Genomic DNA, 20,214 nt, shown 5'->3' on the forward strand with positions numbered 1-20,214 from the left:
GTAATAATGATGATTATACTAGTAAGTTTTGGTTGCGACAGTAACTCGCAAACTTTTACAGTATATGAAAAAGATGTAGTAGTACCACTTGTATTTGTGAACGATGCATCTTTACATCCACTTGCCGAAGATCTTTGCGATTTTTTTGAGCAGGCTGTGGGTATACGCCCTATTATTACAAGTGAAGTATCATCTAAAGACAAGGTTGTTATAGCGATAGATATATTAAAAAAAACAGATGATAATATTGATTTTACTATAACCCATAAAAAAAACACTATTACTATAAAGGCACGTAGCATAGAAGCATTATATAATGCTAATAGATACTTTTTTGCCAATTATGTCGATGTAAATCAATTTTCTATAAAAACTATAGATGCTGTTGATAAAATAATGATCCCGAATAATATGGATTATAAGCATAGTAACGATTTTGAATATCGTGAATCTTATTTTCCGGATAATTTTAATAAACAGTATCGTCGTTGGAATGCTACCCATACTCTTGAGGAAGAATGGGCATTGTGGGGACATAATATAAATAAAGTAGTACGAGTTACACCAGCAATGTTGGCTGAAGTTGATGGAGAGATAAATGAAGAACAATTTTGTTTTTCTAGCCCTGAACTTGAAACTGCTTTAAGAAAATTTATAAAGAGGCAAGTAAGAGAAAATCATAAACAACATAAGTTTATGATAATGCCTAATGATAATGCTATAGTATGCCAATGCGATAAATGTATAGCACAAGGAAATACTAAAACGAATGCCAGCCCCGCGGTATTCACATTACTTAATAAGTTCGCTAAAGATTTCCCTGAACAGCAATTTTTTAGTACGGCATATATAACAACCCAAGTACCGCCTGATTTTAAATTAGAAGAAAACGCAGGGATAATGATAAGTACTATGGCTTTCCCAAAAGGGGTTGTTATAGAAACCTCAAACAAAAAAGATGTTGTTAGGAATACTTTCACTAAATGGAAAAATGTTACTAACAAGATATATTTATGGGACTATGCTATTAATTTTGATAATTATTATGAGCTTTATCCAACGGTAAGCATAGCACAACAAAATTTAAAATTTTATAAAAACCTTGGTGTAACAGGTGTTTTTATGCAAGGCAGTGAAGATTTGTATAGTGTTTTTACTGACTTAAAATGTTACCTTTATGCTCAGTTATTACAAGATGTAGAAGTAAATGTTAATAAAGAAATAGCTTTTTTCTTTAAAAATAAATACCCCGCTGCTGTTAGTAGCTTGCTTACAGATTACTATACAAGTATAGAGAGATTATCGTTTCAATCAAAAAAAGCTATGGATATTTATGGGGGTATAAGTGCTGCCAAAAAGAAATATTTAAACGATTCAGAGTTCAACTCTTTTTATGATAGGTTAATTAAAACAACAGATACATTAAGCAATACAGAAGTAAAAACAATGCAACCGCTATTATTAGCGCTTACATTTCAAAAGCTTGAAATATTACGAACATCACCAAGTATAGGAGATACAGGATATGCTACTATAACAACAGATAATGTCGCAGAGCTGAAACCCGAAGTTGAAGAACTTTTGGTAAGACTAAAAAAATTGAAAGATGCTACTGGTATTGATGTGTATAATGAATCGGGTTTTACGCTAAATAATTACATACATTATTGGGATACATACATAGTTGCTACGACATATAAAAATATGCTTTTCGGAAAAAAGGTAAAGGTATTATCTAAGCTAGATGAAGATTATCCTGATAGTACTCTGCTTACAGATGGAGCTGTTGGCTTTAATGATTATTATAATAATTGGCTTTTGGTAACAAGAGATTCGTTATCTATAGAGATAGACGCAGCAGATGTAAAGGGCAGTAATAAAGTAGAGATGACTTTTTTGAACAATGCTAGACATAAAATCTACTTGCCTCAGCGTATAGAGGTAGTTATTGACGGTAAAAAATATGAAACTGAAATAAAAGATACAGAATCGGCTATATATAAAGTAGTTATTCCTATAACTGTAAATCCAGAGGATACAACAATACTGATTAATGTAGTTAAACAATCGAAATATGCTAATAAATCTATAGCATGTGATGAACTGTATTTTAAATAAAAAATTAAATAAGCATACATAACCCATGAAGCAATTTTTAAGCCTTATACAATATAAACATCATATTATTGCAGCATTTTGCTGTATACTTGGTGCTGTGGTACTACAGGGGTGCAAAAGCGATAGGGAAAATGCTTTTCTCGAACTAACCACGATGGAAATAGAGGATCCAGTAAGACATTACTATCCTATTATACAGGGATTAGAACAAAATATTATAGTAAAAGTTACCAATACAGGCGATAATGCATTAATGTTATATAAAGTGTTACCCTCTTGTGGCTGCACCATTGCTACATTTACTACCCATGCTATTGCACCGGGTAGTGAAGGTTTTATAAAACTAAAATATGATAGCACTAAAAATATAGGTCACGTAGGTATCTACACTACTGTTTTAGCGAATACTAAAGAACACTCTCACACTATTTATTTTGACATTAATGTAGTTCCAGATGCTTTATATACAAAAGACTATGAAGAGCTGTATCAAATGAAGAGAGAAGAAGAAGGGACAACACAAGAACTTGTAGAAGGAGAAACAAATCAGCGTGGTTATATAATTGATTCTACTGAGGTACAGAAGTATAAATAATACTGCTTTAGTCAGGATGTTTTATGTGTATATTTGTTCCTTTATACTTTTTAAATGGAATTTTATACATCACGAAAAGTTAGCTACTCGGCTGCTTTTACATCACTTAAAAAACAATATAATACTATAAGTATAGTAAGATTATTAATAGCTATTGCTATTATTGTTTTAGGCTACTATGGCTTAAAGCAAGACAATTTTAATACTTATATAGTACCTATACTGGGCTGTATTATAGCGTTTGTTTATTTGATGAGGGTACACGGTAATGTAGCTAATAAAAAATTAAGAGCTGCTACACTTGTAGCCATCAATGAAGATGAAATTACTCATTTGCAACGCAAAGGTAATAACTTTGATAATGGTGCAGAGTATATCGATTTTAAACACCCTTATACATACGATTTAGATGTTTTTGGGCAGAACTCCCTCTTCCAATCTATAAACCGTACAGAGACCTACAAAGGGAAAGAAAAGCTGGCACAAATGTTACTTACTACTTTGCCACACGATGTTATTTTACAAAATCAGGAAGCAGTAAAGGAACTGGCAGGTAAACCCGAATGGCGACAAGAAGTACAGGCATTAGGGCGTATGAAAAAAGATAGTGAAACAACTTATGCCAAATTGATAACTTGGACTAATGATAGTAGTAAAGGTATCAATAAAATTAGTTACCTCTTTGCTATTATAGCCCCGTTAGCACTCATAGGGTGCTTTATAACTTATATGATAACGGGAGATAGTTCACTATTTAATTGGAGTATTTATATTTTTATATTCAACCTTTTTATGGTGGCAGGTAAAGCTAAACTATTTAAAAACGAGATAAGTAATACTACTGAAACTGACGAAATACTACACCAATACAGCCTAACTATAGCACAAATAGAGCAAGCCGAATTTCAGTCGGAGAAACTTAAAACTTTACAACAAAAATTATCTTCAGAGAGTAAGCCTGCGGGGCAGCTTATTAAAAAACTGGCAACACTTTTTGGGCAAATGGATAGCATTAGTAATGTATTTGCATCGCTGCTTTTCAATGGTCTTTTTCAATTTCATGTTCATGTTTTTAAAGGTTTACAACATTGGAGAAAACAACACTCATCTAATATTGTAGTATGGCTCGATATTATAGCTGATTTTGAAGCATTAAATAGCCTTGCTAACCTGTATTATAATAATAAAGACTATACATTCCCTGAACTTAACACTAACCGAAACATTACGTTTAAAGGACTAGCACACCCATTATTAAACCCTGCTACACGAGTAGGTAATGATGTCACTTTCAGTCCGCAGTTTACTATACTTACAGGCTCTAATATGTCGGGTAAGAGTACTTTTCTGCGTAGTTTGGGTGTCAATATGGTATTGGCGGGTATTGGTGCTCCTGTATGTGCTACAGCGGCTACAGTACATCCGTTGCCTGTTTTGGTTTCTATGCGACTGTCCGATTCACTGTCCGATAGTGAGTCCTATTTCTTTGCCGAGATTAAACGACTGAAACAAATAATGGACGCACTAGAAAAAGAAAATTCATTTGTATTACTCGATGAAATACTACGCGGAACAAATTCTGACGACAAACGTACAGGAACTATTAAAGTGGTCAAAAAAATGATAGCACGGCAAGCAATAGGAGTAATAGCAACTCATGATGTAGAGGTCTGTAATAGTACAGCCGAATACCCTGAACAGCTCATTAACCGATGTTTTGAAGCGAACATAGAAAATAATAACCTCTATTTTGATTATAAACTACGCGATGGTATTTGTAAAAATAAAAGTGCCACTTTCTTAATGGAGAAAATAGGAGTGATATAACTATTGTTGTTTGTAAATATGTGAAATATTTGTTAATTTTTTCTATATTCGTAGGAAATATTACTAAACATGAAGCTAGAAAAAATACTAAACAATCTCAATTCCTTTGAGAAAAATTCCTTTTTAAAGATTATTGATAATCTTATATCCAATAGCCCTAAAAATATTAAAGCAATAGAAAAAATACTTTCTGAGTCTAATAAAGATTTAAAGAGTGTAGATAATGTAAATATTGTTCAGGTATTTAATCTTTTAGAAGAAGAATTTAGTGACTATATAAAATGTGAATTTTTAAAAACATCTACACAACTCGATATATTAATTGATATTATATCAAGGGAAGGTTGTTGTATTATGAGGCAAGATTGGTTTTCTAGACTTTATGATAAAGAACTAACAAAACTAAAAGCAAAGTTAAAAGCTTTTAATGTAGCTATTGAGACAGAAAAGTCTGAAATTGAAGAAGAAAGAAAAAGAGATTATAAGATATATAGAGCTTGTTTAAAAACAGCCTATTTTAATGATGAAAGTAATAATCAGGATAAAAAGATAACTTCTGACGAACATTCTATTTTACTAACACTTTCTAATCAACTTTCTCTTTCACAAGAGGAAATTAAGTTGATAAATTATATTATTCTTCCTGTAAGAAAACTTGAAATTGATAATGTTATTAATGAGCTAAAATCTATTGGTGTTATTTTTTATTCTAAAAAAAGTAATACTATATATGTTGCTGATGAAGTAGTAAGAATACTTAGAAAAATAAGAGGTAAAGAAGTTGCAAATAAATTTTTCAGGAGAGTACTTCTATTACTTAGAGAACCTCAAATTAATATGATATGTCGTAAGCATAATATAGATAGAAAACTGTCTATAGAAATGAAAATTAATGAAATTATTAATGAAGGAATTTCTTTTACTCAAGTTTTATCGGAAGATATTTATAAAGAAGGGGTAACGCTTACTGAACGGAAAAAATTTTTAAATGATTTTTGTGAAAAGAGCCTTTCTTTAAATTCGTTAAAAGGAAGTTTGATAGAAGAAAAGATAGAAAGTCTTATTCAACATTTTGAGGGTATTGAGAAAGATGATAAAATAGGAATGTCACATGATGGATATGAAAAAATGCTCATACAAGTTGGGGAGGCTATACCAGGGATAAATCAATTATTAAAAACCAAATTTGAACTTCAGGACGAAAACGTTTTAAAAAGTAGCTATTTACTTGATTATAATATCAAACCTAGAGATATTTTGGAAATCATACCAGAAAAGGAGCTTGAAGAGTTTGCAACATCAAAAGAGATTAAAACTAGAGGAGATATTATTTTAAATATATTGGATGCTTTTAAAGATTCGGAGAATTTATTTCTTGAAAATTATGAGCATATTGGTTTTAGAAATTTATCGGTATTAAAAGAAAATGGTATTGTTATCAAGGAGGCTGATTTAGGTATTAAGTTTGAAGATTTAACTAAGAAAATTCTTTTAGAGTTGGGTTTTAATGTTGATGAAACATTACGAAAAAAACTAAATACTTCGAAAGATCAAATAGATATCTTAATTAATTTAGGTAATAATGATTTAATAATTGTTGAGTGTAAAACAATTAAAGAGAGTAATTATAATAAGTTTAGTTCTGTTTCTAGACAGTTAAAATCATACGATTCAATAGCTCGAAAAAATGATTATAAAGTAATAAAATCATTATTAATAGCTCCCGAATTTTCAGATGATTTTATAAAGGAATGTGGGCTTGAATATGAATTAAATTTATCTTTAATTACAGCCTCTTCATTGATTAAAATTTTAGATGGATTTAGAGACTCAAAACTTAAAATATTTCCACACAATTTATTAATGAGAGATGTTCTAATTCAAGAAGATAGGGTAATTAAAGCCATTACTAAATAATATTATACTTTAATCAATACAAAACAAAAACCCAGTACAATTAAATGTACTGGGTTTTATATATAGAAATGGTTGATTAAATAGCTTTTTATTAACCGTTAAGCATCACTGGCATAACCAGCATAGTAACTGTTTCGCCTTCATCCAGTCCGTCAATAGGGGTAAGGATACCAGCACGGTTTGGTAATGACATTTCTAGCATAATCTCGTCGCTGTGCAGGTTATTCAGCATTTCGGTAAGGAAACGTGAGTTGAAACCTATTTGCATATCATCACCTTGATAGTCGCACGTTAAACGCTCTTCCGCTTTGTTTGAGTAGTCAATATCCTCAGCAGATATATTTAACTCAGTACCTGCAATTTTCAGGCGTATTTGGTGTGTTGTTTTATTCGAGAATATAGCCACACGACGTACAGAGCTTAAAATTTGAGTACGGTTTATTAATAACTTGTTTGGGTTTTCTTTTGGTATAACCGCTTCGTAATTAGGGTATTTACCATCAATAAGACGACAGGTTAGCACATAATTATCAAAAGAAAAAGTAGCGTTAGAATCGTTATATTCAATTTTCACTTCCGCATCCGATGTAGTAAGAATACCTTTCAGGATATTAAGTGGTTTCTTTGGCATAATAAAATCTGCCACTTGCGATGCAGTTACGTCAGTACGTGCATATTTTACCAGTTTGTGTGCATCGGTAGCTACAAAAATAAGCCCCTCTGGTGAGAACTGGAAGAATACACCTGACATCACTGGACGAAGGTCGTCGTTACCAGCAGCAAATATTGTTTTACTCACCGCAGTTGCTAATACCTCTGCAGGTACTAAAGTAGCCGAAGGATCTTCAAGCGAAACCGCTTTAGGGAACTCTTCGCCATCAGCATACGCTAAAGCGTATTTACCCGAATTTGAACTTATCTCGATAGTGTTATTATCTTCTACTGTAAAAGTAAGTGGTTGTTCTGGGAACGTTTTTAATGTTTCTAGTAACAGTTTAGCAGGTACAGCAACACTTCCTTGACTTTCTGAATCAATTTCTAATGTAGCCGACATAGTTGTTTCTAGGTCAGATGCCGAAACGGTAAGCTGATTATTATCTAATTCAAAAAGGAAATTATCTAAAATAGGAAGCGTGTTACTACTATTGATAACACTTCCTAATACTTGTAATTGCTTTAGTAAATAAGAACTGGATACTATAAATTTCATCTCGTTTGTTTATTTTAAGGGTAAAATGCAACCATTTTACGTTTCACAAATATATCGTAATCCGATTGAATACTGAAATATTTTTTATTAACACTTACTTAGCGTACTTTCTTTTTCTTAGGTAGGTAAACAATAACCCGAAAATCGCTAAAATAAGTATTGGTAACCCGACAGTTATAAACTGCGCGGTAGTGTAGTTTTTATATACTTTTTCTTTATCGAGCATTGGTAGCGTCACATCTTTACTACGGATGTTAATAAGTCCGTTGTCATCGAGCAGATAATTGACACAGTTCATTAAAAATTCTTTGTTGTCATACCTGTTTTTTGTCCACTTATCATAGCCAAGCTCTAAGGGTTGATAGTTTTTATCAAGTTGGTTTTTTACAATATCTCCGTCTGATATTATAATCATTTTTCCCTCGTTTCCTGTAGTTTTATAAGTATCGTCTTTAAACGGTACTATTCTGTTTTCGTACATCGAGTGAAACTTACCTTCGAGTAATACCGATACAGGAATAAAACCAAAGCCTTCATAGTCTTGTGGCGAAGTTTGTTCGGCAACCATACTTAATTGTACTTCTATAGGGGTACCAATGGGTTTAGAATATTGTGATGTAGCAAGTAATACCTTTTTATTGATGCCATTTTTGATGGTATCTATCGGGTTCGCAAACTCAAATTTAATACCGCCAAGGTTTTTTACAATCGGGTGGTCAGCTCCTTTGTAAACCGTAGGATCAGGATATACAAAAGGAGAGTAGCGCCATAAGTATTGCTGATACTGAGTACCGCTCCCCTCTGCACCTGTAGCAAGTTGTATGGGTGTTGCTTGTTCGTCTTTAATAATATCAGGTTTAAGACGGAAACCATATTTAAAGAACATATCGTCAAGGTTCAGGTCACGCGGAAATGCCAATGTAGCTGCTGTTTCGTTATGCAGGCTATCCATGTCTATTTGCACAGCATCTACCATCCAGAGTGTTTTACCACCATTTACAATGTATTGATCTAGTACTTCTTTTTCCTCTTCAGTAAATCGTTCTGTAGGCTTGGCAATAATCGCAAGGTCATACGCTTTTAGGTTAGCCATTGTTTTTTGAGGGTTAACCGCAACTGAATCAAGTGTGAACCGTCCAATATGATAACTTTCGCCTAATTGTTGTAAAAAGTCAGCCATAAGCAGGTCGGGCATCTCACCGTTACCTTTTATAATAGCAATTTTCTTTTCTTTAGCCTTGGTTACTTTGTTTAGCGCATCGGCAAAGACATATTCTAAATGTTGTACCGAGCTTACTACTTTTTCGGCAGTAGTAGCCCCCATTTGGTTTTTTAATAGTTGAATTTTTGCTCCTTTATCAGCATAAGACGCCACTGCCCAAGGGAAAACCATTTCTTGGGTTTGTTTGCTTTTATCATCAACCGTTACACTTACAGGTGTAAGTCCGTTTTGATAAAATTCTTGTATAACTTGTTCATTACTATTCTCATCTTCCAGAGGGTTTACAAACTGAAAAATAATATTAGGATTATAGGCATGAAATTCATCGAGTAATTGCCTTGTTTCATCTTGCAGTCGTTTAAACTCGCTAGGGAATTCTCCTTCAAGAAAAACATCAATGTACAATGGTTCTTCTACACTTTCTATCAGTGATAGTGTAGTAGGCGATAGGGTGTATCGTTTATCGTGCGTAAGGTCAAATCGTTCAAAAATATAACTGCCTGAAAAGTTGAGTACTAGTAATACAATTGCTGTAATAGCGAGTTGCTTAATGCTTTTTTTCTTTACTGTTTTCATTACCATTTTAACGATTTAAGTTTGAACACAGTGAACGATAAAAATAATATAGTAATAGAGCTGAAGTAAATAATATCTCTCGTATCGAGCACTCCACGACTCATGCTTTTAAAGTGAGAATCCATACCCAATGATGATACAAAACTACTAGAACTGCCCGCATACTCACTTATACCTTCGAACCCGAAGTAAAACAAAAAACAAAGCAATACCGCGACTATAAAAGCTACAATTTGATTGTCTGAAAGGGTAGAGGCAAAAATACCGATGGCAGTATAACCTGCTATAAGAAACAATAACCCAAAGTAAGAACCTAATGTACTGCCCATATCGATATTACCTTGTGGGCTGCCTAAATCAGACAAGACAAATACATAAACGATAGTAGGTATAATTGCTAGAACGATAAGTATAAATGCTCCAAAAAATTTACCATTCACTATTTCCCAAGTACTTAGGGGTTTTGTAAACAACAGTTCGATAGTACCCTGCTTTTTCTCATCAGAGAAGCTACGCATGGTTACAGCGGGGATAAGAAATATCAATATCCAAGGTGCAAGCGTAAAGAAAGGGCTAAGGTCGGCAAAGCCACTGTTTAGTATATTGAATTCGCCATCAAATACCCAAAGGAATAACCCGTTAAGCAATAGGAATACTGCTATAACGAGGTAGCCTATAGGCGAACCAAAAAATGATTTTATTTCTCTTATTAATAAGGCTTTCATTAATTGTTGTTAAGTCTTAAAAGTTTATATATGCTAATTTTACTTATCATTATTCGATTCTATTTGTCATTCTGACGAAGAAAGAATCTTAACTATAATTTATTCTAGCATTACCAGTTTATCTACACTCCAAGCCTGTGGCTTATCATTAAATAGTTGTTTAGTAAACGCCCAAACTTCGTTAAAAAGTTCCGATTTACGGTAGTTTTCCAAGTCGCTTTCGTTTTCCCAATAACTATAGGTAAAAAATACCGACGGGTTATCTTTATCTCTGTACAATTCTAAAAAACGATTTCCAGGATAGTTTCGTATATGCTGCTTTACTTCATGAAAATTATCTAGAAAAGCATCAACTTTATCTTCGTGAAAACTCATTTTTACAATTCTTACAAACATACTATTTTTATTCTTTTTATGTTACTATCAACTTTTTATCTGAAAACGATACTTACTGCATCTCTATATTTTAAACCTAGTAATGACCGTGCTGTACCAACAGTAGATGGGTTACTGCGGTATATCGCTATTTCTAGAAAACCAGCTTCGTTAAAAAGAGCAAGTTTTTCACCTTCATAATCTTTTAATGAAAACCCTTCTTTTATTTTAAAGTCCGAATAGCCGTTCTTGATACTCTTTATAATTTTATTATTAAAAGTTATTTCATAATCACGACCGTGTCCTATTTCTTTAAACAATCGTTTGGTAATATTAGTTACACAGTTACCAAAATGGTCTATATACACTACATATCCTTTTATTGTAGCATTGTTATTACTAATAATAGGTTGTAGCTGATTTATTTTTTTTATTTCACTTATTTCTCTACCTATTACGTTTAGTAATCCGCCACGAGCTATATGTGCTGCAACTTTTACAAAAACATCCATTTCGGTAGTTTCTTCGCCAAAGCGGTCATGTATCGTTATTTCTACAATTTTTTGCGGAACAATTTTTTGTATTAATATGCTAAGTATTCCATTATCCGAACAAATGAAATAATGATCGTTCCATTGCATGGCTATATGCCTGTTTTCTTTAGTACGTTCGGCATCTACGCCTATTAAGTGTACTGTGCCTTTAGGGAAATTAGCATAGGCAGCCTCTATAATATAACTAGCTTCAAGAATATTAAATAAGTCGATATGATGAGATATGTCAACAACGGTAGCCTCTCTGTATTCAGAGAGTATTTTTCCCTTTAGGGCACCTACAAAATGGTCTTTTAGTCCAAAGTCGGTTGTGAGGGTAATTATTGACATAAAATTGTGCAAAACTTTTATAAAAGTGAGATTAAAATTTCACTAAATTTGAATGCAAAGCTAATAATTATATGGCTATTATTTTTAATTAAAAAACACAGCTTTTGAACGAAAGAATAATCGAATTAACAGACATTGCTCCAAAAGACTTTTGGGGAGCGCAAGATGCTCACTTAGAAACGATAAAAAAATACTACCCAAAACTTAAAATAGTTGCTCGTGGTACTACGCTGAAAGCTTTTGGCGAGAAAGAGATACTCGACGAGTTTGAAAAACGGTTTAAAAGGCTGATGTTACATTTTTCACGTTATAACAACATTGATGATAATGTTATAGAACGCGTTATACAAAGTGACCATACTGTAGAGCATATGAGCCCAAGTGATAACATATTAGTACACGGGTTAGGCGGAAAGCTAATAAAAGCGATGACGCCTAACCAGCAAAAGCTGGTAGACTTAATGGCTAAGAATGATATGGTTTTTGCTGTAGGTCCTGCTGGTACGGGTAAAACTTATACAGGTGTAGCACTTGCTGTAAAAGCATTAAAAGAAAAAAAGGTAAAGCGTATTATACTTACTCGTCCTGCGGTAGAGGCAGGGGAGAACCTCGGTTTCTTACCAGGAGATATGAAAGAGAAGCTAGACCCATATATGCAACCCTTATATGATGCGCTACGTGATATGATTCCGCCTGAAAAGCTGGAAGATTACATACTAAAAGGCATTGTACAAATTGCTCCTTTAGCATTTATGCGCGGACGTACATTAGATCACGCTTTTGTAATACTCGATGAGGCACAAAATACTACCCACTCGCAAATGAAAATGTTTTTAACTCGTATGGGTAAGAGTGCAAAATTTATGATTACAGGCGACCCAGGGCAGGTAGATTTACCACGCAGAACTATATCAGGACTAAAAGAAGCACTATTGGTACTTAAAGACGTAGAGGGTATAGGTATAATGTATCTTGACGATAAAGATGTGGTGCGTCACAAATTAGTCAAGAAAGTAATTGATGCTTATAAGTCTATTGAGAATCATGATTAGTTTTTCTATGTGAAGTACTTGAAACTTCAATGCTGATTTATAATAAACGATTATAATAATGAACGGTATGAAAAAATTAATTGAGAGTATTATCAAATTTAGGGATGATAGAAATTGGAATCAATTTCATAATGTTAAAGATTTATTACTTGGGCTAAATATTGAAGTCGCTGAATTACAAGAAATTTTCTTGTGGTCTGAGAATGTTGACAGTGTCGATAAACAAAAGATTGAAGGTGAGGTTTCGGATGTTTTTATATTTTTAGTTTATATATGTGACCATTATAAAATCAATTTTAAAGATGCAATTCAAAAGAAGTTAGAAGTACATAAAAGCCATTATCCGATTGATAAATCGAGAAATAATACTAATAAATATAATAACTTAAATGGATAAAATTAAAAGTATTATTGCTAATAGTTCAGCATTACTATGCTTATTAGTTTTTATGTACCAGGCTTGGTTTGTTGATACACACAAATTTACTCTTTGGCAGTGGGTATTTATATCACTAAGTGCACTTTTATTAATAATACTTATCTTATGTGAAATTTTTTATTCTGATTCAAAAAAATATAAAATTGATGATGATATAAAAGATTACATGAGAAATTGGATTAATAATGGAGGAAGAACCGTAATATTTACTAGAGATATGACGTGGGTAAGTGATGTTGATATAAAAAATATCTTAAAAACAAAAGCGAAGAACAATGAGTTAATAATATGTCAGCCCAAACTAACTAATTTTACAATAGAGCTTCAGAAATTAGGCGCTGAAATTTACACATATGATAAGTTAAATTTTGAGCCTAAATCACGTTTTACCTTTATTAACTATAATACCAATAGTTCAAAAGTGGCAATCGGCAAAAAAGGTAAAAATAACATTCACTATATTAATGAATTTTCAATGGATGATGCTTACGAATATCATTTAGCTGAGGACCTTGTTAATCTCATCAAAGCTATAAATCATGGATATAAATAATGAATGGAATAATATAGCAAAAACAAGACTTTTAGATCGTATAGAGGGTAATGATTTAAGTTACAATGAAATATTCTTACCCATTATTATTAATAAAATAAATTCCTATGATAATGTAGCGGATATTTTGGATTTTGGATGTGGTACTGGAGAATTAACTTTTGAAATTTCAAAACAAAATTTCAACGTTACTGGTATTGATATCAGTGAGAACTCAATTGATATAGCCAAAGCTTTCTTTAAAAGATCTAATTTATTATTCTTAAATAAGTCTTTATCTAGTTTGAGTTATCGTTCATCGTTCGATTTGGTTGTGGCGAATATGTCTTTAATGGATACAAAAGAAATAAGTTCTAACATTATACAAATCTTCGATGCATTAAAGCCAAAAGGTAAACTTTTAGTTATAATAACACACCCTTGTTTTTGGCCTATATATTGGGACTATTTTAGTGACGATAATTTTAAATATTTGGAAGAATCTGCTATTACGCAAGATTATAAAACAAGAAATAAAGTGTTTAAGGGATTTAAAACCACTCATTTCCATAGACCAATTAGTTTCTATGTCAACCTCTTTGTATCCGCAAATTTTAATATTCTAAACATGCAAGAACTAGGCGGCTTAACAGATACAGTTTGGTATCCGAGATTTTTGTATTTTGAATTAGGAAAATAAATAATCACTATATTATATTTTTATTCTACTATATTTCATTTAAGAACTTTACTACTTTTGTAGCTTAACTACAATAACACAACAACTGCATGAGCAATACTATAACCAGTACAGATTTTAATTTCCCAAATCAAAAATCGGTTTACCGAGGCAAAGTAAGAGAGGTATATAACATTAACGATGAGCTTTTGGTGATGATAGCTACCGATAGACTTTCGGCGTTTGATGTAGTTATGCCAAAAGGTATTCCCTACAAAGGGCAAATACTTAACCAGATAGCGACTAAGTTTATGCGCCTTACCGAAGATGTAGTGCCTAACTGGCTTCTTGATACACCAGACCCAAATGTAGCTGTGGGATATGTATGCGAACCGTTTAAAGTAGAGATGGTTATACGTGGTTATCTTTCAGGGCACGCTGCACGTGAGTATACAGCAGGTAAGAGAGAGCTGTGTGGTGTAACAATGCCAGAAGGACTAAAAGAGAATGATAAGTTCCCATCGCCTATAATAACGCCTACTACCAAAGCAGATAATGGCGAGCATGATATGGATATTTCTCGGGAGGCTATTTTGGCTAATGGAGTGGTGAGTGAAGAAGATTACATAGTGCTTGAAAAATATACCCGTGATTTATTCCAAAGAGGTACAGAGATTGCTGCATCACGTGGGTTGATATTAGTAGATACTAAATATGAATTTGGGCGTACTAAAGATGGTAGAATTGTATTGATAGATGAGATACACACCCCCGATTCTTCACGTTATTTTTATGCTGAAGGATATCAGGAACGCCAAGACAATAATGAAACTCAAAAACAACTTAGTAAAGAGTTTGTAAGGCAATGGCTTATTGCTAATGATTTTCAGGGTAAAGAGGGACAACAAATACCTAATATGGATGATGCTTATATAGCAAGTGTATCGGAACGCTATATAGAGCTGTATGAAAAAATTATTGGAGAAGAGTTTATAAAAGCCGATATATCTGATATTAATAACCGAATAGAAAAAAATGTACTTGCATTTTTAAATAAATAATTTACAGTTTATAATACTTGCAACCGCCCTACAATAGTGGGGCGGTTTTATTTTGATATGTATGCATTGTAAATTTATTAATGTTAAAATTTTGTTAAAATAAGTTTTTACAGTAACGTTAACTAGCTTGTGAGCGTCTATTATAGCAAACGACCTAATCAATCGTTAAAGTTTAAGTGGAATTTAAAATCAAACATAAATCATTCATCATCAAATCATTCAATCATGAAAAAAACGATCATTTATTTAAGTCTAGCTCTTGTAGCTTTTAGTAGTGCCACATTTGCATCAAATGTTAAAACTGGAACAAGTTTTGAATTAGTAGCCGAATACAATATGACCACACCATTAGGTATGGCAATATGTAAAGGAGACATTGAGACGGTAAAGAAATTTATAGAATATGGGGCAAGTGTAAACGAAAGGTCTAACGGATTAACTCCACTTATGTTAGCTGCACGTTATAATCAAGCAGAAATTATTAAAGTTTTACTTGATAACGGTGCTAATTTAGAATTAGAAGACGAAAGAGGTTTTACAGCCTTAAAATATGCTGAATTATCTAATGCTAAAGAGGCTTTCTCTATATTAAAGGAAGCATAATGAAGTTATAAAAAAGCATAATTGTTATTAAAAACGAAAAGCACCATATTTATATGGTGCTTTTTTATTTATGGGTAGTTCTTTATTTAGTTGAAATAAGAAAATGTAGCATCATTTTCCATATTTAATAAAGTTTCATAAATCAGTTTAATTACATTTTCAACATCATCACGATGAACCATTTCTACTGTAGTATGCATATAGCGTAATGGTAGCGATATTAATGCCGATGCTACACCACCGTTACTGTATGCAAAAGCATCAGTATCTGTGCCAGTAACACGCGATGAGGCCAACCTTTGAAAAGGAATTTTATTTTTAGTAGCAGTATCTAGGATTAATTCACGTAGGTTATTTTGTACAGCAGGAGCATAAGTAACAACAGGACCTTTACCTATTTTTGTTTCTCCTTCTATATGTTTATCTATCATTGGTGTAGTACTATCATGACATACATCGGTAACAATAGCAGCATTAGGCTGTATAGTTTCGGTTATCATTTCTGCACCACGAAGTCCAACTTCTTCTTGTACTGAGTTGGTAATATATAAACCAAACGGAAGTGTCTTTTTGTTTTCTTTTAGTAAACGTGCTACTTCAGCAATCATAAATCCGCCAATACGGTTATCTATGGCACGGCATACAAATTTATTTTCGTTTAAGACCATAAATTCATCAGGATACGTAATAACACAGCCTACATGTACACCCAATGCTTCTACGGCTTCTTTTGTATCACAACCTAAGTCAATAAAAATATTCTCTATTTTAGGTGCTACATCTTTATTTTCACCTTTACGGGTATGTATTGCAGGCCAACCAAATACGCCTTTTACAATACCTTTTTTGGTATGGATATTGACACGCTTAGACGGAGCAATCATGTGGTCAGACCCTCCGTTGCGAATAACATAAATAAGTCCATCATCAGTAATATAGTTTACATACCAAGAAATTTCGTCAGAATGTCCTTCTATAACAACTTTATAAGGTGCATCGGGATTAATAACGCCTACAGCAGTACCATAAGTATCTGTAATAAATGTATCTACATAAGGTTTTAGATACTCCATCCATATTTTTTGTCCTCCAGATTCAAATCCTGTTGGCGATGGATTGTTTAAATATTTTTCTAAAAAGTTAATTGAATTATCGTTTAAGATAGATTTTGAAGCCATATTTTGTTGTATTTTTCTGCTAAATTATAAATTTGAAAACATAGTTGTGTATAAATGTATAATTTTGGTATAAATTTTTTAATAATGAAAATACGTTTGATATTATTTTTTGTGTTGGTATGTGCTATAAATGTACATGCACAAGGAGTTGTGACTGATACTATAAAGGGTAGTGTTGAAAACGATTCTATAGTGTTTAGCGTACAAATGGAAGAGGTTTTTATCTCTAACGTGAAAGACACTGTTTCTGCCGAAGAGCGTAAAAGATTACTCATATTAAGGCGTAGGGTGCTAAAAGTGTATCCTTATGCTAAAATAGCAGCCGATAGGTTAACATTACTAAATGCTAATATGGCTAAATTAAAAACTAAAAAAGAAAAGAAGAAATATTCTAAAATAGTACAAAAGTATCTTGAAGAAGAGTTTGAAGCACAGCTAAAAAAATTATCTCGTAAAGATGGACAAATACTTGTAAAATTGATATACCGGCAAACAGGTCACACTACCTTTGACCTGATAAAAGAATATAAAAGTGGCTGGAAAGCTTTTTGGTCTACTAGAATTGCCAATATGTTTGATATTGACCTAAAAAGGACATACAGTCCTGCTGAAGTACCAGAAGATTATCATATAGAAGGCTTTTTATTAAAAGCTTTTAAAGAATACAGGTTACAACGACAAGATCCTGCTTTTACTATAGACTATGCAACTATAACAAAAGAATGGCGCAAAAAAGAACAATAATAAATTAATCTTATCTATTAAATCTTACTTAATATATTGTTACAACTTCCTGTAATATTTATATTAACAGATGTGAATCTATAACGCATTCACTTATAGGATTAAATCTATTTTTTCAATATTTGGGTGTCTATTTTATTAATTATTTAAAATAATTGGTAGGGTAATTACAAATATGCTTGTTTATGAGTTAAATAACCAAATAAAATTTTTGACTTATGAAAAAGAAATTACTTACCCTTTTTGCTTTAATGCTATTTATGGCAAATGCCTATTCTCAGGCGGTAGCTTATCAAGCTCCTGATATTTTTCAGTGTGGCAATGAACTTTTTGATCTCACAGCACAAAACCCTATTGTATTAGGTAGTCAAAGCCCCGATGATTTTACAGTGGCGTATTTTGAATCAGAAACAAATGCAATTGCTAATAACAATATAATTCAGTATCCTGAATCTTATATTGTTAGTGAAGTAATAGGAACAGTTTATGTAAGAGTAACTAATACTATAGATGATTCTTATGATGTTAGTTTTTTTGCTGTAGGTGTAGGCTCTTCACCTATATCATACATGAACGATTTTACAGTTTGTAATGTATTTACACTTCCTTCATTACAATATGGTAACTATTATACAGGTCAAGGAGGTACAGGCAATATGCTTATGCCAGGCGATATGTTATATGAATCGCAAACAGTTTATATTTATAATCAAGACGAAGAAATCGATATGTGTTTCTCTGAAACCAGTTTCCAAGTAACGGTTATAGGATTAGCTGTCCCCTCTTTTTTAGCCCCTCTTGAAGTATGTGATGAAAATATGGATGGATATGCTGTTTTTGATTTAGCCTTGATTATAGAGAATATATATATGGCAATGCCTCCAGAAAACATTATTATTACTATTCATGAAACAGAAGAGAGCGCTATGCAAGGTATAAATGCTATATCTAACCCTTCATTATATGCTTATACTAATGTAACTCCATACCAGCAGAGTTTATATGTGAGAATTGAATCTCCAGGAGGTGAATGCTTTGAAATAGCTGAAGTTAGTATTATAGCTTCTCCTTGTGAAGAGAGTATATTATCTGGAACAGTACTTTTTGATTCAGATGATAATGGATGTGATGCAAATGATCTTGCAGCTACAGGATTAACAGTAACTTGTACTAATAATGGTTTTACTTATTATAGTGGTGTTGATGGAAACGGAAACTATGCTTTTAACTATGTACCTGCTGGTGCTAGTACTGTTGCTGTAGCTCCAGACGCTTATGTTTCTTTTACTTCATCGCCTTCAGAGTATAATGTTACTACTCCTACGGTAGAAACAGATTTAGATTTTTGCCTGCAGGCAGAAGATGTTAATGATGTATTAGTTTGGCTAATGCCAACATCGGGAGCAATGCCAGGCATGCAAGCAAGTTATACATTAGTATATGCAAATTATGGGTCATTACCATCAAGTGGTACGATTTTACTTTCTTTTGATGATACAAAACTTATTTATGGAAGTTCATCACCTTCTATGCAACAAAATGCAGACGAACTAACATTAACATATAGTAACTTACAGCCTTTTGCTACAAACTATGTTATGATCGATTTTACAGTAATGCAACCACCAACTGTAAATATGGGAGATATTTTATATTTTGAAGCTACTATAGCTGCGCAGGTAGATGATAATCTTTCTAATAACATTTATATGTTAGACCAAATTGTAACAAATAGTTATGACCCTAATGATATAACAGTTCGCGAAGGAGAATCTATCACACCAGATCAAGCAGAAGGGTATTTACATTATACTGTTCGTTTCCAGAACGAAGGTACAGCCAATGCACAAACAGTACGTATAGAAACACAACTTGATGCTAACTTAGATTGGGATACTTTTATGCCAATGAACTCAAGCCATAATTATGAAATAGTAAGAGATGACCAAGGAGTTGTAGAGTTTGTATTTAATAGTATAGACCTTCCTTATACAGATGCTGATGAAGCAGGCAGTCAAGGTTACATAATATATAAAATAAAACCAGTAGCAACTATTGCGCTAGGCGATGTAATGGAAGCATCAGCAGGTATTTATTTTGACTTTAACGAGGCAGTACTTACCAACACTGCTACTACTACAGTAGAAGCTACAGCAAGTAGTGTTGACTTTACTGCAAATGAATTTGTACTATATCCTAATCCAGCATCAGACAATATAACATTAAAAATGCAAAACCTAAATGGTGAAGCTATTGTTACTGTAACTAATATATTAGGAAAAACAGTACTTAGTGCTATAGTGTCTAGTAATGAATCAAACCTTGATATCTCGATGTTAAATAGCGGAATGTATTTTGTTACGCTTCAAGCAGAAGGAAAATCAATTACTAAAAAAGTTGTTATAAAATAAATCGTAGTTTTTAATTTTTATCTAAGCCTCCGCAAATGTGGAGGCTTTTTTTATGATATTTATTTA

18 protein-coding genes are annotated in these 20,214 nt (G+C 32.6%); 12 read left to right on the plus strand and 6 right to left on the minus strand.

Going from position 1 to position 20,214, the window contains the following annotated elements; genetic code table 11:
* Window positions 1-6 precede the first annotated feature (6 nt).
* From DVK85_RS09220 to DVK85_RS13595, 4 genes are all read left to right on the plus strand, one after another.
* Window positions 7-2,118, plus strand: a complete 2,112-nt coding sequence (locus tag DVK85_RS09220) for a DUF4838 domain-containing protein (protein ID WP_162845297.1) — start codon at window positions 7-9, stop codon at window positions 2,116-2,118.
* Between the two features lie 25 nt (window positions 2,119-2,143).
* On the plus strand, window positions 2,144-2,713 hold the full coding sequence (locus tag DVK85_RS09225) for a DUF1573 domain-containing protein (protein ID WP_114678162.1): 570 nt from the start codon (window positions 2,144-2,146) through the stop codon (window positions 2,711-2,713).
* Window positions 2,714-2,767: 54 nt separating this feature from the next.
* Window positions 2,768-4,540, plus strand: coding sequence for a MutS-related protein (locus DVK85_RS09230; RefSeq protein ID WP_114678163.1), 1,773 nt, complete (start codon window positions 2,768-2,770; stop codon window positions 4,538-4,540).
* Between the two features lie 69 nt (window positions 4,541-4,609).
* A complete protein-coding gene (locus tag DVK85_RS13595) occupies window positions 4,610-6,457 on the plus strand; it encodes a hypothetical protein (protein ID WP_205431312.1) in 1,848 nt (615 codons plus the stop codon).
* 91 nt (window positions 6,458-6,548) lie between these two features.
* On the opposite strand, the gene dnaN is transcribed toward DVK85_RS13595, so the two are convergent.
* The 5 genes from dnaN to DVK85_RS09260 form a co-directional block, all read right to left on the minus strand.
* A complete protein-coding gene (gene dnaN, locus DVK85_RS09240) occupies window positions 6,549-7,667 on the minus strand; it encodes a DNA polymerase III subunit beta (protein ID WP_114678164.1) in 1,119 nt (372 codons plus the stop codon).
* Window positions 7,668-7,761: 94 nt separating this feature from the next.
* On the minus strand, window positions 7,762-9,465 hold the full coding sequence (gldG, locus tag DVK85_RS09245) for a gliding motility-associated ABC transporter substrate-binding protein GldG (RefSeq protein ID WP_114679028.1): 1,704 nt from the start codon (window positions 9,463-9,465) through the stop codon (window positions 7,762-7,764).
* Complete coding sequence (gldF, locus tag DVK85_RS09250; protein WP_114678165.1) at window positions 9,465-10,190, minus strand: gliding motility-associated ABC transporter permease subunit GldF; 726 nt, start codon at window positions 10,188-10,190, stop codon at window positions 9,465-9,467. The genes gldG and gldF overlap by 1 nt, the downstream gene beginning before the upstream one ends.
* Window positions 10,191-10,289: 99 nt before the next feature.
* Complete coding sequence (locus DVK85_RS09255; protein WP_114678166.1) at window positions 10,290-10,586, minus strand: putative quinol monooxygenase; 297 nt, start codon at window positions 10,584-10,586, stop codon at window positions 10,290-10,292.
* A gap of 35 nt (window positions 10,587-10,621) precedes the next feature.
* Window positions 10,622-11,449 (minus strand): SAM hydrolase/SAM-dependent halogenase family protein, encoded by an 828-nt coding sequence (locus DVK85_RS09260; protein WP_114678167.1) that lies wholly within the window; start codon window positions 11,447-11,449, stop codon window positions 10,622-10,624.
* Window positions 11,450-11,553: 104 nt separating this feature from the next.
* Here DVK85_RS09260 and DVK85_RS09265 point away from each other — a divergent pair, with 104 nt between their 5' ends.
* The 6 genes from DVK85_RS09265 to DVK85_RS09290 all read left to right on the plus strand — a co-directional run bounded on the left by DVK85_RS09265 (window position 11,554) and on the right by DVK85_RS09290 (window position 15,815).
* Entirely contained in the window at window positions 11,554-12,501 is a 948-nt protein-coding gene (locus DVK85_RS09265; RefSeq protein ID WP_114678168.1) for a PhoH family protein, read from the plus strand.
* A 67-nt stretch (window positions 12,502-12,568) separates the two neighbouring features.
* On the plus strand, window positions 12,569-12,898 hold the full coding sequence (locus DVK85_RS09270; protein WP_162845296.1) for a nucleotide pyrophosphohydrolase: 330 nt from the start codon (window positions 12,569-12,571) through the stop codon (window positions 12,896-12,898).
* A complete protein-coding gene (locus DVK85_RS09275; RefSeq protein ID WP_114678170.1) occupies window positions 12,891-13,493 on the plus strand; it encodes a hypothetical protein in 603 nt (200 codons plus the stop codon). The genes DVK85_RS09270 and DVK85_RS09275 overlap by 8 nt, the downstream gene beginning before the upstream one ends.
* Window positions 13,480-14,172 carry a class I SAM-dependent methyltransferase gene (locus DVK85_RS09280; RefSeq protein ID WP_114678171.1) on the plus strand — a complete coding sequence of 231 codons (693 nt, stop codon included), beginning with the start codon at window positions 13,480-13,482 and terminating at the stop codon, window positions 14,170-14,172. Before DVK85_RS09275 ends, DVK85_RS09280 begins: the two co-directional genes overlap by 14 nt.
* Window positions 14,173-14,261: 89 nt before the next feature.
* Window positions 14,262-15,212 (plus strand): phosphoribosylaminoimidazolesuccinocarboxamide synthase, encoded by a 951-nt coding sequence (locus tag DVK85_RS09285; RefSeq protein WP_114678172.1) that lies wholly within the window; start codon window positions 14,262-14,264, stop codon window positions 15,210-15,212.
* A gap of 225 nt (window positions 15,213-15,437) precedes the next feature.
* The gene (locus DVK85_RS09290; RefSeq protein ID WP_114678173.1) at window positions 15,438-15,815 is read left to right on the plus strand and encodes an ankyrin repeat domain-containing protein; all 378 of its coding nucleotides are present in this window, start codon (window positions 15,438-15,440) and stop codon (window positions 15,813-15,815) included.
* A gap of 86 nt (window positions 15,816-15,901) precedes the next feature.
* Here DVK85_RS09290 and DVK85_RS09295 read toward each other — a convergent pair whose 3' ends face one another.
* A complete protein-coding gene (locus DVK85_RS09295) occupies window positions 15,902-16,993 on the minus strand; it encodes a M42 family metallopeptidase (protein ID WP_114678174.1) in 1,092 nt (363 codons plus the stop codon).
* A gap of 84 nt (window positions 16,994-17,077) precedes the next feature.
* Between DVK85_RS09295 and DVK85_RS09300 the strand changes: the two genes are divergently transcribed.
* Window positions 17,078-17,737, plus strand: coding sequence for a DUF4294 domain-containing protein (locus DVK85_RS09300; protein ID WP_240339577.1), 660 nt, complete (start codon window positions 17,078-17,080; stop codon window positions 17,735-17,737).
* A gap of 218 nt (window positions 17,738-17,955) precedes the next feature.
* Window positions 17,956-20,148: a DUF7619 domain-containing protein gene (locus DVK85_RS09305; RefSeq protein WP_114678176.1), complete on the plus strand. Its 2,193-nt coding sequence runs from the start codon at window positions 17,956-17,958 to the stop codon at window positions 20,146-20,148.
* The last annotated feature ends 66 nt before the right edge of the window (window positions 20,149-20,214 follow it).

The organism is Flavobacterium arcticum (assembly GCF_003344925.1).
Classification (GTDB): Bacteria; Bacteroidota; Bacteroidia; order Flavobacteriales; family Flavobacteriaceae; genus Flavobacterium; species Flavobacterium arcticum.

Bases quoted from the DNA above. Each gene is read 5' to 3' on its own strand.
- DVK85_RS09220 (WP_162845297.1), top strand. From the start codon at position 7: ATGATGATTATACTAGTAAGTTTTGGTTGCGACAGTAACTCGCAAACT.
- DVK85_RS09225 (WP_114678162.1), top strand. From the start codon at position 2,144: ATGAAGCAATTTTTAAGCCTTATACAATATAAACATCATATTATTGCA.
- DVK85_RS09230 (WP_114678163.1), top strand. From the start codon at position 2,768: ATGGAATTTTATACATCACGAAAAGTTAGCTACTCGGCTGCTTTTACA.
- DVK85_RS13595 (WP_205431312.1), top strand. From the start codon at position 4,610: ATGAAGCTAGAAAAAATACTAAACAATCTCAATTCCTTTGAGAAAAAT.
- dnaN (WP_114678164.1), bottom strand. From the start codon at position 7,667: ATGAAATTTATAGTATCCAGTTCTTATTTACTAAAGCAATTACAAGTA.
- gldG (WP_114679028.1), bottom strand. From the start codon at position 9,465: ATGAAAACAGTAAAGAAAAAAAGCATTAAGCAACTCGCTATTACAGCA.
- gldF (WP_114678165.1), bottom strand. From the start codon at position 10,190: ATGAAAGCCTTATTAATAAGAGAAATAAAATCATTTTTTGGTTCGCCT.
- DVK85_RS09255 (WP_114678166.1), bottom strand. From the start codon at position 10,586: ATGTTTGTAAGAATTGTAAAAATGAGTTTTCACGAAGATAAAGTTGAT.
- DVK85_RS09260 (WP_114678167.1), bottom strand. From the start codon at position 11,449: ATGTCAATAATTACCCTCACAACCGACTTTGGACTAAAAGACCATTTT.
- DVK85_RS09270 (WP_162845296.1), top strand. From the start codon at position 12,569: ATGAAAAAATTAATTGAGAGTATTATCAAATTTAGGGATGATAGAAAT.
- DVK85_RS09275 (WP_114678170.1), top strand. From the start codon at position 12,891: ATGGATAAAATTAAAAGTATTATTGCTAATAGTTCAGCATTACTATGC.
- DVK85_RS09280 (WP_114678171.1), top strand. From the start codon at position 13,480: ATGGATATAAATAATGAATGGAATAATATAGCAAAAACAAGACTTTTA.
- DVK85_RS09285 (WP_114678172.1), top strand. From the start codon at position 14,262: ATGAGCAATACTATAACCAGTACAGATTTTAATTTCCCAAATCAAAAA.
- DVK85_RS09290 (WP_114678173.1), top strand. From the start codon at position 15,438: ATGAAAAAAACGATCATTTATTTAAGTCTAGCTCTTGTAGCTTTTAGT.
- DVK85_RS09295 (WP_114678174.1), bottom strand. From the start codon at position 16,993: ATGGCTTCAAAATCTATCTTAAACGATAATTCAATTAACTTTTTAGAA.
- DVK85_RS09300 (WP_240339577.1), top strand. From the start codon at position 17,078: ATGAAAATACGTTTGATATTATTTTTTGTGTTGGTATGTGCTATAAAT.
- DVK85_RS09305 (WP_114678176.1), top strand. From the start codon at position 17,956: ATGAAAAAGAAATTACTTACCCTTTTTGCTTTAATGCTATTTATGGCA.